Source organism: Micromonospora sp. NPDC048830, from assembly GCF_043198215.1.
In the GTDB taxonomy this organism is placed as follows: Bacteria; Actinomycetota; Actinomycetes; order Mycobacteriales; family Micromonosporaceae; genus Micromonospora.
On the sequence record NZ_JBICUP010000025.1, the window covers coordinates 85,550 to 98,717 of the forward strand.

General features: G+C 74.0%; 13 protein-coding genes and 1 riboswitch. Of the genes, 10 read left to right on the top strand and 3 right to left on the bottom strand.

The genetic code is table 11. The annotated features are described in order from the left end of the window. The first annotated feature begins 80 nt into the window (after positions 1-80). The 4 genes from ACGFIZ_RS21400 (at position 81) to ACGFIZ_RS21415 (ending at position 3,909) form a co-directional block, all read left to right on the top strand. A complete protein-coding gene (locus ACGFIZ_RS21400; protein WP_393421715.1) occupies positions 81-881 on the top strand; it encodes an SRPBCC family protein in 801 nt (266 codons plus the stop codon). Beyond that, positions 874-1,278: a cupin domain-containing protein gene (locus tag ACGFIZ_RS21405; protein ID WP_347669381.1), complete on the top strand. Its 405-nt coding sequence runs from the start codon at positions 874-876 to the stop codon at positions 1,276-1,278. Before ACGFIZ_RS21400 ends, ACGFIZ_RS21405 begins: the two co-directional genes overlap by 8 nt. After that, positions 1,275-2,549 carry a beta-ketoacyl-[acyl-carrier-protein] synthase family protein gene (locus ACGFIZ_RS21410; protein WP_393421718.1) on the top strand — a complete coding sequence of 425 codons (1,275 nt, stop codon included), beginning with the start codon at positions 1,275-1,277 and terminating at the stop codon, positions 2,547-2,549. The genes ACGFIZ_RS21405 and ACGFIZ_RS21410 overlap by 4 nt, the downstream gene beginning before the upstream one ends. A gap of 106 nt (positions 2,550-2,655) precedes the next feature. Further along, positions 2,656-3,909 carry a beta-ketoacyl synthase N-terminal-like domain-containing protein gene (locus ACGFIZ_RS21415; protein ID WP_393421755.1) on the top strand — a complete coding sequence of 418 codons (1,254 nt, stop codon included), beginning with the start codon at positions 2,656-2,658 and terminating at the stop codon, positions 3,907-3,909. A gap of 118 nt (positions 3,910-4,027) precedes the next feature. On the opposite strand, the gene ACGFIZ_RS21420 is transcribed toward ACGFIZ_RS21415, so the two are convergent. Then, positions 4,028-4,996 (bottom strand): sialidase family protein, encoded by a 969-nt coding sequence (locus ACGFIZ_RS21420; protein ID WP_393421720.1) that lies wholly within the window; start codon positions 4,994-4,996, stop codon positions 4,028-4,030. Between the two features lie 199 nt (positions 4,997-5,195). On the opposite strand from ACGFIZ_RS21420, the gene ACGFIZ_RS21425 reads away from it, so the two are divergent. From ACGFIZ_RS21425 to araB, 3 genes are all read left to right on the top strand, one after another. Next, a complete protein-coding gene (locus ACGFIZ_RS21425) occupies positions 5,196-5,699 on the top strand; it encodes a dethiobiotin synthetase (protein WP_393421722.1) in 504 nt (167 codons plus the stop codon). A 104-nt stretch (positions 5,700-5,803) separates the two neighbouring features. Continuing rightward, entirely contained in the window at positions 5,804-6,061 is a 258-nt protein-coding gene (locus tag ACGFIZ_RS21430; protein ID WP_393421724.1) for a hypothetical protein, read from the top strand. A gap of 73 nt (positions 6,062-6,134) precedes the next feature. Beyond that, positions 6,135-7,787, top strand: coding sequence for a ribulokinase (gene araB, locus ACGFIZ_RS21435; protein WP_393421726.1), 1,653 nt, complete (start codon positions 6,135-6,137; stop codon positions 7,785-7,787). A 186-nt stretch (positions 7,788-7,973) separates the two neighbouring features. Here the strand turns inward: araB and ACGFIZ_RS21440 are convergent, their stop codons facing one another. Beyond that, on the bottom strand, positions 7,974-9,413 hold the full coding sequence (locus ACGFIZ_RS21440) for a glycine hydroxymethyltransferase (protein ID WP_393421728.1): 1,440 nt from the start codon (positions 9,411-9,413) through the stop codon (positions 7,974-7,976). 21 nt (positions 9,414-9,434) lie between these two features. After that, positions 9,435-9,524: riboswitch (ZMP/ZTP riboswitch) on the bottom strand. 86 nt (positions 9,525-9,610) lie between these two features. Between ACGFIZ_RS21440 and ACGFIZ_RS21445 the strand changes: the two genes are divergently transcribed. Next, positions 9,611-10,450 (top strand): metallophosphoesterase family protein, encoded by an 840-nt coding sequence (locus tag ACGFIZ_RS21445; protein WP_393421730.1) that lies wholly within the window; start codon positions 9,611-9,613, stop codon positions 10,448-10,450. Between the two features lie 94 nt (positions 10,451-10,544). On the opposite strand, the gene ACGFIZ_RS21450 is transcribed toward ACGFIZ_RS21445, so the two are convergent. Further along, positions 10,545-11,045, bottom strand: a complete 501-nt coding sequence (locus tag ACGFIZ_RS21450) for a hemerythrin domain-containing protein (protein ID WP_393421732.1) — start codon at positions 11,043-11,045, stop codon at positions 10,545-10,547. Between the two features lie 170 nt (positions 11,046-11,215). On the opposite strand from ACGFIZ_RS21450, the gene ACGFIZ_RS21455 reads away from it, so the two are divergent. Then, complete coding sequence (locus ACGFIZ_RS21455) at positions 11,216-11,512, top strand: hypothetical protein (protein ID WP_393421734.1); 297 nt, start codon at positions 11,216-11,218, stop codon at positions 11,510-11,512. A gap of 492 nt (positions 11,513-12,004) precedes the next feature. Next, entirely contained in the window at positions 12,005-13,066 is a 1,062-nt protein-coding gene (locus ACGFIZ_RS21460; RefSeq protein ID WP_393421736.1) for a multiprotein-bridging factor 1 family protein, read from the top strand. The last annotated feature ends 102 nt before the right edge of the window (positions 13,067-13,168 follow it).

Genomic DNA, 13,168 nt, shown 5'->3' on the forward strand with positions numbered 1-13,168 from the left:
CCCCCCGCGCGGCCCGGCCGGGCCACCCCTCCTCCCGCCGACCGCCCCGAACCGCTCGACCACCAGCCCAGGAGGACCAGATGACCGTCACCCACGGCCGACCGCGCGTAGCGGACATCACCGAGATCCTGGTCGCGCACTGCGGCCTGGACGCCGACGCCGCCGCCCGCGCGCCCGCCGCGTCCCTGGAGGAGCTGGGCATGGACTCCCTCGCCCTGCTCGAACTGCAGGCGGTGGTCGCGGACCGCTGGCAGGTGCAGATCCCCGAACAGGCCGCGCAGCTCAGCATCCCCGCCGTGGCCGACCTGGTCGCCCGGCAGGCCGTCCCGACCGACGGGCCGGCCCCACCCAGACCGCGGGCGGCGACCGAGCCGCCCGCCGGACCGGACCGGGCCGGCGAGCAGGGGCCCGGGCACACGGAGAACGGCATCGTCATCGCCGCGCCGCTGTCGCTGGTCTGGGACGTCACCAACGACGTCGCAAACTGGCCCCAGCTGTTCACCGAGTACGCCGCGGCGGAGATCCTGCGCCGCACCGGCGACACCGTGCTGTTCCGGCTGACGATGGTGCCCGACGAGAACGGCATCTCGTGGAGCTGGGTCAGCGAGCGTACGGCCGACCCGGTCACCCGGACCGTGCGGGCGCACCGGGTGGAGACCGGCCCGTTCGAGTTCATGCGGCTGCGCTGGTACTACACCTGCGAGCCGGAGGGCACCCGGCTGACCTGGGTGCAGGACTTCGCCATGAAGCCCGACGCGCCGATCGACACCCCCGCCATGGTCGAGCGGATCAACGCCAACAGCAGGGTGCAGCTCGCCGTCATCAAGGAACGGATCGAGCGGATGGCCGCCAGCGACACCCCCGGAGGCACGGATGAGTGAGACGGTCGAGCGTACGGTGGCCGCCCGGGACGTGGCACCCGACCGGCGGCGCGGCGGCGAGCTGCGGGTCCTGCTCGGGCCGAAGACCGTCGGCAGCACCTCCGGGTTCATGGGGGTGGCCGCGCTGGCGCCGGGGGAGCGCATCGCCGAGCACTACCACCCGTACAGCGAGGAGTTCCTGTACGTCGCGCGCGGCGCGATCACCGTGGACCTCGACGACGTACCGGTGCCCCTCGCCGCCGGGGAGGCGCTGTTCGTGCCGGTCAACGTCCGGCACCGGCTGCGCAACACCGGGCCCGAGCCCGCCGAGGTGGTCTTCCACCTCGGCCCGCTCGCCCCCCGGCCGGAACTGGGCCACGTCGACACCGAGGTGGCCGAGCGGCGGGGCGCGTCGTGACCGGGCGCCGCACGGTGGTGACCGGCGTCGGGGTGGTCGCCCCGGGCGGCGCGACCCGGGACCGGTTCTGGAAGACGATCACCGAGGGACGGACGGCGACGCGGCGGATCACCTTCTTCGACCCGTCGCCGTTCCGGTCCCGCATCGCCGCCGAGTGCGACTTCGACCCCGTCGCCGCCGGGCTCACCGCCGCCGAGCGGCGGCGCGCCGACCGGTACGTCCAGTTCGCCCTCGCCTGCTCGATCGAGGCGGTCGCCGACAGCGGCCTGGCGCTGACCGACGCCGAGCGGGACCGCGCCGGGGTGGTGCTCGGCACCGCCGTCGGCGGCACGATGGCCCTGGAGCAGGAGTACGTGACCGTCAGCGACGCCGGCCGCCGGTGGCTGGTCGACCACGCGCGCGGCGGGCCGTACCTGTACCAGGCGTTGGTGCCCAGCAGCCTGGCCGCCGACGTGGCCTGCCGGCACGGCCTGCACGGCCCCGCGCAGGTGGTCTCCACCGGCTGCACCTCCGGCATCGACGCCATCGGGTACGCCCACCAGCTCATCGCCGACGACGAGGCCGACATCGTGCTGGCCGGGGCCGCCGACTCGCCGATCTCCCCGGTCACCGTCGCCTCCTTCGACGCCATCAAGGCGACCACCCCCGACAACGACGACCCGGCGCACGCCTCCCGGCCGTTCGACGCCGACCGGCACGGGTTCGTCCTCGCCGAGGGGGCGGCCGTGCTGGTGCTGGAGGAGTACGAGCACGCCCGCCGTCGGGGCGCGCACGTCTACTGCGAGGTCGTCGGGTACGCCAGCCGCAGCAACGGCTACCACATGACGGGGCTGCGTCCGGACGGGCTGGAAATGGGGCTGGCCATCGCGGCGGCGATGAAGCAGGCTCGGCTCGCTCCGGAGCGGGTCTCCTACATCAGCGCCCACGGCTCGGGCACCCGGCAGAACGACCGGCACGAGACGGCGGCGTTCAAGCGGGCGCTCGGCGAGGCCGCGTACCGGGTGCCGGTCAGCTCGATCAAGTCCATGGTGGGCCACTCGCTCGGCGCGATCGGCTCCATCGAGATGGCCGCCTGCGCCCTGGCCATCGAGTACGGGGTGGTGCCGCCGACGGCGAACTGGGCCACCCGGGACCCGGAGTGCGACCTGGACTACGTGCCCAACGAGGCCCGGGAACTGCCGGTGGACGTGGCGCTGTCGGTGGGCAGCGGCTTCGGCGGCTTCCAGTCCGCGATGGTGTTCCGTCGGCTGTCGGGGGCGGTGGCATCGTGAGCGTGAGGAGTGAGCGGGTTTTGCGAGCCCCGCAGTCGCGAACCAAGGTGACGCCGTGAGCGCCCCCGCCACACCCGCCGCCCCTGCCGTGTCGGCCGTGCCGGCGGTGCCCCGGGCCGTGGTCACCGGCATCGGGGTGGTCGCGCCCAGCGGGATCGGCGCGGACGCGCACTGGGCCACGATCACCTCGGGAACCCGCCGCACCGGGCCGATCACCCTGTTCGACCCGGCCGGCTACCCGACCCGCCTCGCCGGGGAGGTGCCCGGCTTCGAGCCCCTCGACTGGGCCGACAACCGGCGGCTGGTGCAGACCGACCGGTGGACGCACCTCGGGTTCGCGGCGACCTGGCTGGCGCTGGCCGACGCCGGGCTGCCCGAGCGGGCCCCCGACCCGTACGGGTACGCCGTCACCCTGGCCAGTTCCTCCGGCGGCAACCTGTTCGGGCAGCGGGAGCTGCAACGGCTGTGGGGCGGGTCGTCGCGCACCGTCGGGGCGTACCAGTCGATCGCCTGGTTCTACGCCGCCAGCGTGGGGCAACTGTCGATCCACCACCAGTTCAAGGGCCCGTGCGGGGTGCTGGTCGCGGAGAGCGCCGGCGGGCTGGACAGCCTCGCGCACGCCGCGCGTACCGTCCGGCGGGGCACCCCGGTGGTGGTCGCCGGGGCCACCGAGTGCCCGCTGAGCCCGTACGCGCTGGCCTGCCAGCTCGCCTCCGGGCTGCTCAGCGCCGACGACGACCCGGAGCGGGCGTACCGGCCGTTCGACGCCGGCGCCGCCGGGTACGTGCCGGCCGAGGGCGGGGCGGTGTTCGTCGTGGAGGAGCTGAGCCACGCGCTGTCGCGGGGCGCGCGGATCTACGGCGAGGTCGCCGGTTGGGCCGCCACCCACGACGCCGCGCACACCGGCCCGGACACGCCCGTCGACCCGACGCAGTACGCGCGGGCGATGCGGCTGGCCCTGGGCCGCGCCGGGGTCGCCGCCGAGGAGGTGGACGTGGTGCTGCCCGACGCGCTGGGCGTGCCCCGCCACGACCGGGCCGAGGCCGAGGCGCTGCGGGCCGTCTTCGGCGCCCGGCCGGTGCCGGTGAGCACCCACAAGTCGCTGACCGGCCGGGCCCACCAGGGCGGTTCGGCGCTGGACGTGGCCACGGCGCTGCTCGCCTTCCGGCACGACCTGCTGCCCGCCTCCGCCGGCCCGGGCACCCCGGCCGAGGGCTGCGAGCTGGACTTCCTGCGCGGCCCCCGGCGGCCGGCCTCCCGGGTGGCGCTGGTGTGCGCCCGCGGGTTCGACGGCTTCAACAGCGCACTGGTGGTACGCGGCGCGGCACCGCCGGCACCGGCGTCACGCGGCGAGCGGTGAGAGGGGCACCCCTTGATCGTCTGCTGTGCGGAAAGACGACACGCCTTCGAGGCTCGTCGCTCATGTCAGACGATCACGGGCCTCCCCGACGGGTGCTGCACAGCAGGTGGCGGCGAGACTACGGCCGGTCGAGGGTCACCTCGGCCAGGTAGACGCAGGTCCGCTCCTCGTGCGAGGAGTAGTAGCTGACCCGCAGCACCCCGTCGTGCCAGTCCAGGCCCGGGTAGCCGCAGTCGCCGCCGGACGGCAGCGCGACCAGCTCGGTGAGGGCGCCGCGCTCCGGGTCGACGGCGCAGATCGAGGCGCGCGGGCCGCCGTCGAGCAGGCGTACCCCGGCGACCAGGCGGCCGTCAGGCAGCGCGAGCAGGGCCGGCCCGCCCACCTGCACACCGAGGTCGGTCCAGGCCCAGTGCCGGTACGGCGGCCGGGACCGCCCGAGCTGGGCGGTGGCCGCCTCCCGGTCCCGGCGCAGCAGGCAGACGGCCGTGCCGTCCGGGGCGAAGACCAGCCCCGACTCGTTCGGGTAGCCGCCGAGGTAGAGGGTCTCCACGACCGGCTGGAGGTCGAACCCGTCGCCGCTGCGGTACAGCCGGACGAGGCGCGGCTCCCGGGTGGCGTAGCCGACGCCGTACATGGCGCCGCCGTGCCAGCCGGCCTGCCACACCCACATGTCGGGTTCACCGATCGGGGCGGGCTCACCCCACCGCTCCCCGTCGGTCGACAGCCAGGTCACCGTGCGGAACGATCTGGTGGTGCCCGCCCCGCGCCCGGCCGGGCTTTGCGTCACCGCGGCGGCGAGCAGTTGCAGCCGACCGTCCGGCCGGGCAACGAACCGGGGGTCACGCAGGTCGGTCGCCTGGCGTTCCAGCCGGGCGGCCGGGCTCCAGCGCCGGCCGTCGTCCGAGGCGAGCACCCGGATCGCGCCGTCGGCGGAGAGGTGTCCGGCGCCCTCCCGGAACGCACAGAGCCACCGATCCCGGTGCCGCACCAGGTCCGTGAAGGCGCTGTGCCCGGCGGCGTCCCCGATCCGGTGCACCGCCGCGACGCGGGCGGCAGCCACCGGGCTCGCCGTCGATGGTGGCGTCATCGTGGTGGCCTCCTCGCCGGTCCGGTGGCGCCTGAGCCGCCGACGGTAGCCGCGCCGGCCGACGCCGGCCGGGCCCGAGGGCGAACGTCCGGGAAACATCGGGGGGCGTTACCGCGATGGTGGACGGGGCGGACAGGCGTCGCCGGGGTGGTTCCGTTTCCGTCCGGGTGGCGCCCACGGTGGCCCCGCCTCGGGCAGGATGGTTCCCGTGGTGCAGGTGGCGGTGTGCGGGCCGGCGGACGCGACGGGCGGCGAGCTGACGCACGCGTGGCGGGTGGGGGAGCTGCTGGCCGAACGCGGCGTCACGGTGCTCTGCGGGGGCGGCGGCGGGGTGATGGCGGCGGTCGCCGGGGGTGCCCGCTCCCGCGCCGGCCTGGTCATCGGGGTACGCCCCGACGACGGGCGTGACCCGGGGCCGGCCGCCGACGTCTCCGCCACCGTCGTGACGAACATGGGCCAGGCCCGCAACGCGATCCTGGTGTGGAGCGCCGACGCGGTGATCGCCGTCGGCGGCTCGTGGGGGACGCTGAGCGAGGTCGCCCTCGCGCTGCGCCGGGGCGGCATCCCGGTGGTGACGCTCGGCGGCTGGCGCGTCGTCGACGCGACCGGCGCGCCCGTCGTCGGGCCCGTCCACGTCGACACACCCGAGGAGGCGGTGCGCGCCGCGCTCGCAGTGCCCGCGCCGCCGCCGTCGGGCGACTGACGCGTACGCGGCCGGCGGTCCCACACGAACGGCGTGCCCGCTGCGTCGCCGCCCGGCCACCACCCGTGTTCCGGGCCGCCCGGCCGATCGACCATAATGGACGCATGGTCGCTTGGGAGTACGCACTTCTGGTCCGCCGCTACCAGGGGCAGGGACGCAATTTCCACGTCTCGTTCGTCTGGTACGGCCCCGACGGCACCCGCACCGACGTCACCGCGTACGGCGACACCGCGATCGCGCACCTCAACCGGGTCGGCCGGGACGGCTGGGAGCTGGTCTCGGCGGCCGAGGACGTCAACAACGTCCAGGGCAGCACCGAGGTGCACCGCTACCATCTCAAGCGCCCCCTCAACCGCTCCTGACCCCGGCCGGGGCCCGCGCGTTGCTACCGTCCTCGCACCGCCGGCGCCGTCGCGGGCGGTGGGAGGAGGAGCGATGGGCGAGGGGCCCCGCCACGTCGTCGGGATCGACTTCGGCACCCTCTCCGGCCGAGCCGTCGTCGTGGACGTCGCCGACGGACGGGAGCGCGGCAGCGCCGTGCACCCGTACCGGCACGGGGTGATCACCGAGCGGCTGCCCGGCGGCCCGGCGCTGCCGCCGGACTGGGCGTTGCAGCGCCCCGACGACTACCGCGACGTGCTGCGCGTCGCCGTGCCCGCCGCGCTGCGCGACGCCCGCGTCGACCCCGCCGACGTGATCGGCATCGCCGTGGACGCCACCTCCTGCACGGTCCTGCCCACCCTGGCCGACGGCACCCCGCTGTGCGAGCTGCCGGAGCTGCGGGACCGCCCGCACGCGTACCCGAAGCTGTGGAAGCACCACGCGGCCCAGCGGCAGGCCGACCGGATCAACGCCCTGGCCGCCGAGCGCGGCGAGCCGTGGCTGCCCCGCTACGGAGGCCGGGTCTCCGCCGAGTGGCTGCCCGCCAAGGCCCTGCAGACGCTGGAGGAGGACCCGGCGGTCTTCGACCGGGCGCGGCGCCTCGTCGAGGCGGCCGACTGGATCGTCTGGCAGCTCTGCGGCCGGGAGACCCGCAACGTCTCGGCCGCCGGCTACAAGGCGCTGCGCCAGGACGGGGCGTACCCGTCGGCGGAGTTCCTCCGCGCCCTGCACCCGCGCCTCGACGGCCTGCTGGCCCGCCTCGACGGTCCGCTCGCCCCGGTCGGCGCCCGCGCGGGCGGGCTCACCGCCGAGGCCGCCGCCTGGACCGGCCTGCGCCCCGGCACCGCCGTCGGGGTGGGCGCCATCGACGCCCACGTCACCGCCGCCGCGGCCCGCTCCGTCGCCCCGGGCCGGATGCTCGCCGTGCTCGGCACCTCCACCTGCCTGATCATGAACGCGGAGACGTACCGGGACGTGCCGGGGGTGTGCGGGGCGGTCGACGGCGGGGTGACCACCGGCGCGTGGGGCTACGAGGCCGGGCAGAGCGGCGTCGGCGACATCTTCGCCTGGTACGTCGACAACGCCCTGCCCGCCTCCTACACGCGGCGCGCCCGGGAGCGCGGCATCAGCCCGTACGACCTGCTGGACTCCCTCGCCGCCGACCAGCCCGTCGGCGGGCACGGCCTGCTCGCCCTGGACTGGCACAGCGGCAACCGGTCGGTGCTGATGGACCACGAGCTGAGCGGCGTGCTGCTCGGGCTGACCCTGGCCACCCGGCCGGAGGACATCTGGCGGGCGCTGCTGGAGGCCACCGCGTTCGGGGCGCGCACCGTGGTCGCGGCGTTCGAGGCGGCCGGGATCCCGGTCGACGAGCTGACCGCCGCCGGCGGGCTCACCCGCAACCGGCTGCTCATGCGGATCTACGCCGACGTGATCGGCCGCCCGCTGCACGTGGTCGACGCCGAGCAGCCGGCCGCGCTCGGGGCGGCCGTCCACGCGGCGGTGGCCGCCGGGGCGTACCCGGACGTGCCGGCCGCGTCGGAGGCGATGGGGGCGCGCCGCCGCGAGACGTACCACCCGGAGCCGGCCCGCCGCGCCGCGTACGACGAGCTGTACGCCGACTACCGGGAGCTGCACGACCACTTCGGCCGTGGCGGCAGCGGCGTCCTGCACCGCCTGCGCGCCCGCCGCAACCGCCCCCACTGACGCCGTCCACCGCCCCGCCCGCGCTGGGCCGCCCTGCCCCCGCCGGCCCCCGGTGATCATGGAGTTGACGGCGGTTGGAGAGATCAAACCCGCCGCTAACCCCATGATCACGCAGGGCGGGGGGAACGGCGACGCCCCCGCACCGGCGGACCGGGGCGGGGGCGTCGGGGCGTCGGGGGAGGGGCGTCAGCCCAGGTCGACCGACGGGTAGAGGGGGAAACCGGCCAGCAGGTCCGCGGCCTGGCGGCTGACCTTGTCGGCCAGCGCCGGGTCGAGGACGTACTTCGCCTTCGACGGGGTGCCGTCGGCGTTCGCGCCCGGCGTCGTCTGGGTGAGCACGGTGTGGAGCAGCTCGGCGGTGGCGTCCATCTCGGCGGTGCCCAGGCCCCGGGTGGTCAGCGCGGGGGTGCCGATCCGGATGCCGGAGGTGTACCAGGCGCCGTTCGGGTCCTGCGGGACCGCGTTGCGGTTGGTCACGATGCCCGAGTCGAGCAGCGCCTGCTCGGCCTGCCGGCCCGTCAGGCCGTACCCGGAGACGTCGATGAGCACCAGGTGGTTGTCGGTGCCGCCGGTGACCAGCTTCGCGCCCCGGCGCAGCAGCCCCTCGGCGAGCGCCTGGGCGTTGTCGACGACCCGCTGGGCGTAGTCGGCGAAGTCGGGGCGGCGGGCCTCGGCCAGCGCGACCGCCTTGGCGGCCATCACGTGCGGCAGCGGGCCGCCGAGCACCATCGGGCAGCCCCGGTCGACCTGGTCGGCCAGCTCCGGGCCGCACAGCACCAGGCCGCCGCGCGGGCCGCGCAGCGACTTGTGGGTGGTGGTGGTGACGATGTGCGCGTGCGGCACCGGGTCGAAGTCGCCGGTGAACACCTTGCCCGCCACCAGGCCGGCGAAGTGCGCCATGTCGACCATGAAGGTCGCGCCGACCGAGTCGGCGATCTCCCGCATGATCCGGAAGTTGACCTTTCGCGGGTACGCCGAGTAGCCGGCGACCAGGATCAGCGGCTTGAACTCCCGCGCCGCCTCGGCGACCTTGTCGTAGTCGACCAGCCCGGTCGCCGGGTCGGTGCCGTAGCTGCGCTGGTCGAACATCTTGCCGGAGATGTTCGGGCGGAAGCCGTGGGTGAGGTGGCCGCCCGCGTCCAGCGACATGCCCAGCATCCGCTGGTTGCCCAGCTCCCGGCGCAGCGCGAACCAGTCCGCCTCGGTCAGCTCGTTGACCTGCCGCACCTGCGCCTTCTTCAGCGCCGGCGCCTCGACCCGGTCGGCCAGGATCGCCCAGAACGCCACCAGGTTGGCGTCGATGCCGGAGTGCGGCTGCGCGTACGCGTGCGCGGCGCCGAACAGCTCCCGGGCGTGCTCGGCGGCCAGTGCCTCGACGGTGTCCACGTTCTGGCAGCCGGCGTAGAAGCGGCGGCCGACGGTACCCTCGGCGTACTTGTCGCTGAACCAGTTGCCCATCGCCAGCAGGGTGGCGGGGGAGGCGTAGTTCTCGCTGGCGATCAGCTTCAGCGACTCCCGCTGGTCGGCCAGCTCGGCGCGGATCGCGTCGGCGACCCGGGGCTCGACGGCGCGGATCACCTCGAGGGCGGAGCGGAACGCGGTGGACTCGGTGCTGGGCGACGACATGCGACCTCCTACTGACGTGCGGTGGAAGGCCCAGGCGCTCGGCATGTGTCCTCGTGACGGGACCGCTCCCCGATGGTTCTCCATCCTCACGCGCCAGTCACGGCCCGTGCCGATCGTACCCGGTCGGGCCCGCCGCCCCCGGACGACCTCCGCCACCGCGTCTCCCGTGGGGCGCGGCGCTCCCCTAAGATCGGCTGATGATCGTGGGGAAGGACGGGGCGCTGCTCGCGATCAGCGACCTGCACGTCGCGTACGCGGAGAACCGCGCCATCGTCGAGGGCCTGCAACCCGGCTCGCCGGCCGACTGGCTGCTGGTCGCGGGTGACGTGGGCGACACGGTCGAGGACGTCGAATGGGCGCTGGGCCTGCTCAGCCGGCGCTTCGCGAAGGTGATCTGGGTGCCCGGCAACCACGAGCTGTGGACGCCCCCGGCCGACGAGGTCACCCTGCGCGGCGAAGCCCGCTACCGGCACCTCGTCGACCGCTGCCGCGCCCTGGGCGTGGTCACCCCGGAGGATCCGTACCCGGTGTGGCAGGGCCCGGGCGGGCCCGCGCTGATCGCGCCGCTGTTCCTGCTGTACGACTACAGCTGGCGGCCCCCGGGCCTCGACCGCGAGGCGGCGCTGGCCGAGGCGTACCAGACGGGGATCGTCTGCACCGACGAGTTCCTGCTGCATCCGGATCCGTACCCGAGCCGGCAGGCGTGGTGCGCCGCCCGGGTCGCCGAGACCGCCCGCCGGCTCGACGCCCGGGATCCGGACCTGCCGACGGTGCTGGTCAACCACTGGCCGCTGCTGCGCGAGCCGACCCGCATCCTGCGCTACCCGATCTTCGCCCAGTGGTGCGGCACCGAGGACACCGCCGACTGGCACCTGCGCTACGCCGCCGCCGCCGTCGTGTACGGCCACCTGCACATTCCCCGGACGACGTGGCACGACGGGGTGCGCTTCGAGGAGGTGTCGGTGGGCTACCCGCGCGAGTGGCGCCCCCGGCCCACCCCACCCGGCCAGCTCCGCCGCATCCTCCCCGCCCCCTGACCTGCCCCCTGCGCCCGATCTTGGACAGTTGTCGTTCACGCCGCAGAACGACAACTGTCCAAGATCGGGGACGCTGGTGGCGTCGCTGCGCGGCTCAGGCCGTCACCGCGTCCATCGCCTTCCTGATCGCCTTCGCGTCGCTCGGGCTGCGGGGCGCGTCCCTACGCAGCGCGATCATCCGCTCGCCGATCTCCTGCAACTCCTTGCGGCCGAGCGCGTCCCGCACCTTCGGGAACCACTCCTGCTCCTCCTCCTCGACGTGGTGCAGCACGTTCTCGATCAGCACCGTCGTCTTGGCGTTGAAGTGCGCGTCGTCGGCGTCCATGGCGGCCAGCTCGGCGCACAGCACGTCGGCGACGTGGTGCTCCTCGTACGACTCCAGGATGTCGTCCTCCAGGTCCGGCAGCAGCCGGCGGACCTCCGGGTACATCACCTCGTTCTCCAGGTAGGTGTGCACCGTCAGGGCCTCCAGGATCTGCCCGACCAGCTTCCGTCGCTCGCTCGCCGGCCCCTCCTCGGCCTCCTGGAACGCCTTGAACATGCGGCGCATCTCCTTGTGGTCCTCTTTGAGCAGCACGATGGCATCGGTGGACACCGGCGACCTCCTCGGTTGACTGTTTGATCGTCCGGTACCCGGCAGGTGAACAGCGGAAACAGTCGTCACCTGAAGGGGCGACCGCCGGCGGCATCGGTGGGTCGCGTTGGACCACCGGACCTCCGAGACGGCACGACTGGCGAGGCAGGCTGATGTGACAGCATCAGCGCATGCCCATGGTGACCTGGGAGTACGACGGCGCGGTCTACTGCGCCATGTCGACAGAAGTCGTGACGGGCGAGGGTCCGATAACCGCCCACGAGCTCAGCGAGGCCCGGCTGATTCCGCCCGCCTCCGCCGCCGCGACCGCCTCTCCGGCACCTGGCCCAGCCGCCGTGACGGTAGTGGCCTACGACCCGGAGGAAGAGAAGCCGCCCATGGTTTCGTTCGACGCGGGCGAGGCGGTGCCCTTCGCCGTCCTGCGGCACTTCGTGGCGCTCGTCGCCGCCACGGTCGAAGGCAGCTAGGCCGGGCGAACCGTTTCGCTGCGCAGCAGCCGCGTTCGTTCCCGCTCGTCCAGGTCGGCGAGCGGATCCGGAAGCTCCCGGCCGGATGGTACGGACAGCACGGCCCCCGAATAGCTCCGGCACTCCGAGCACCACGCCTAGCCGACGCGGCGTTCGTACCAACGAGAATCCGGCGGGCAGGTGTAGGAGTGGATCTCGCCGTGGCACCCGGGACGTCGGTGGAATTCGTCTCGCGGGAGGACGACGCGCTTGAGCCAGCGCCACCGGTCCCACTCCTGATATCAACCGGTCATGGCCGGAAGTGTGACACGCCAAGGACTGTCTCCAGGTTGCCCGGTGGCAGGGTGCTCGGTAGACGTCCGGCTGGGATTGGTCCGGCGAGAGCCGCAGGTACCCTCGATCACGGCAGGGTTGCTGTTTGTAGCGACCGGCGGAACTGCCGGTGAGCTGTCATCTGGGGGACGGTAGATGCCACCGCGTGCGAGCACCATTGTGGATCCACGCTTCGGCGCGGAGCTGCGCCGACTCCGGGAGTCGCGGGGCCTGTCCCTGCGGCAGCTTGCCGCAGCCGTCAACCACGGTAAGAGCCTTGTCCACCAGTTGGAGACCGGGCGTACGCGGCCCACTGTCGTCGTTGCCAGCCGACTTGACGAAGTGCTGCAGGCCGACGGAGTGCTGTCCAGGCTCGTCGTCGATGCTCCCGACGGTGGGGAGCGCCTGGCGTACGTCGCCGAGCATCCCCGCCGACTCGATCCCGCCGCAGTGCGTGTCCTCGCTGGTCTGCTCGCCGGCTATCGCAGCCTGGAGGACGCGATCGGCTCCGGACCGGTGCTGGCACCGGTACGAGTCCAGCTCGACACGGTGGTCTCACTGCTGCGGGATGCTCCGCTTGACATGCGACCGCAGGTCGTCGATGTGGCGGCCCAATGGGCGCAGTTCGCGGGTTGGCTGGGTATCGCCGCCGGGGACGACCGTGCTGCCAGCTCCTGGCACGGGCGGGCCCTGCAATGGGCGAGCGAGGTCGGCAACGCAGACCTGATCGCCACCGTTCTCTCCTTCCAGGGGCATCAGGCGGAGGAGTGCGGGCGTGTGCCAGCGATGATCGGTTTGTCTCGGGCGGCGCGCCGGGACCAGACCGTGAACGCGGCGTTGCGGGCCTACTGCCTGGGGCAGGAGGCACGGGGGCTGGCAATGGCGGGCGCGTGCTTCGCCGACGTTGTCGCCTGCCTGTCCGAGGCGATCGACGTGGCAGCCGAGGCGGTGGAGTCGCCCTTGTCGCCGTGGGGCTACTGGTACACCCCAGCCTTCTTCGCAGTGCAGCAGGGGATTGTGTGGCGGTACCTGGGCGAGGCGGACAGCCGCGCGAACGACCGCGCCGTGGAGCTGCTCTCCGCCGGTGTTGCCGCCATCGGTGAGGGAGCGGGTGGTGCCGATTGGTACGGTCGGCAACTGATCCACCTGGCCGTAGCGCAGGGGCAGGCCGGTGACAGGACGTCGGCCCGGGACACCTTGGCCTCGGCGGAGCGGATCGCTCTGGCGACCAGCTCGCGGTGACCACGTCGTTCATCGAATGTCTTCCGTGGAAACCCCCGGCTTTAGCCGTGGGGAGGAAACGGAACCCCTGCGGAGCAGGTCAGGGATAGCCCATTCGCCGCC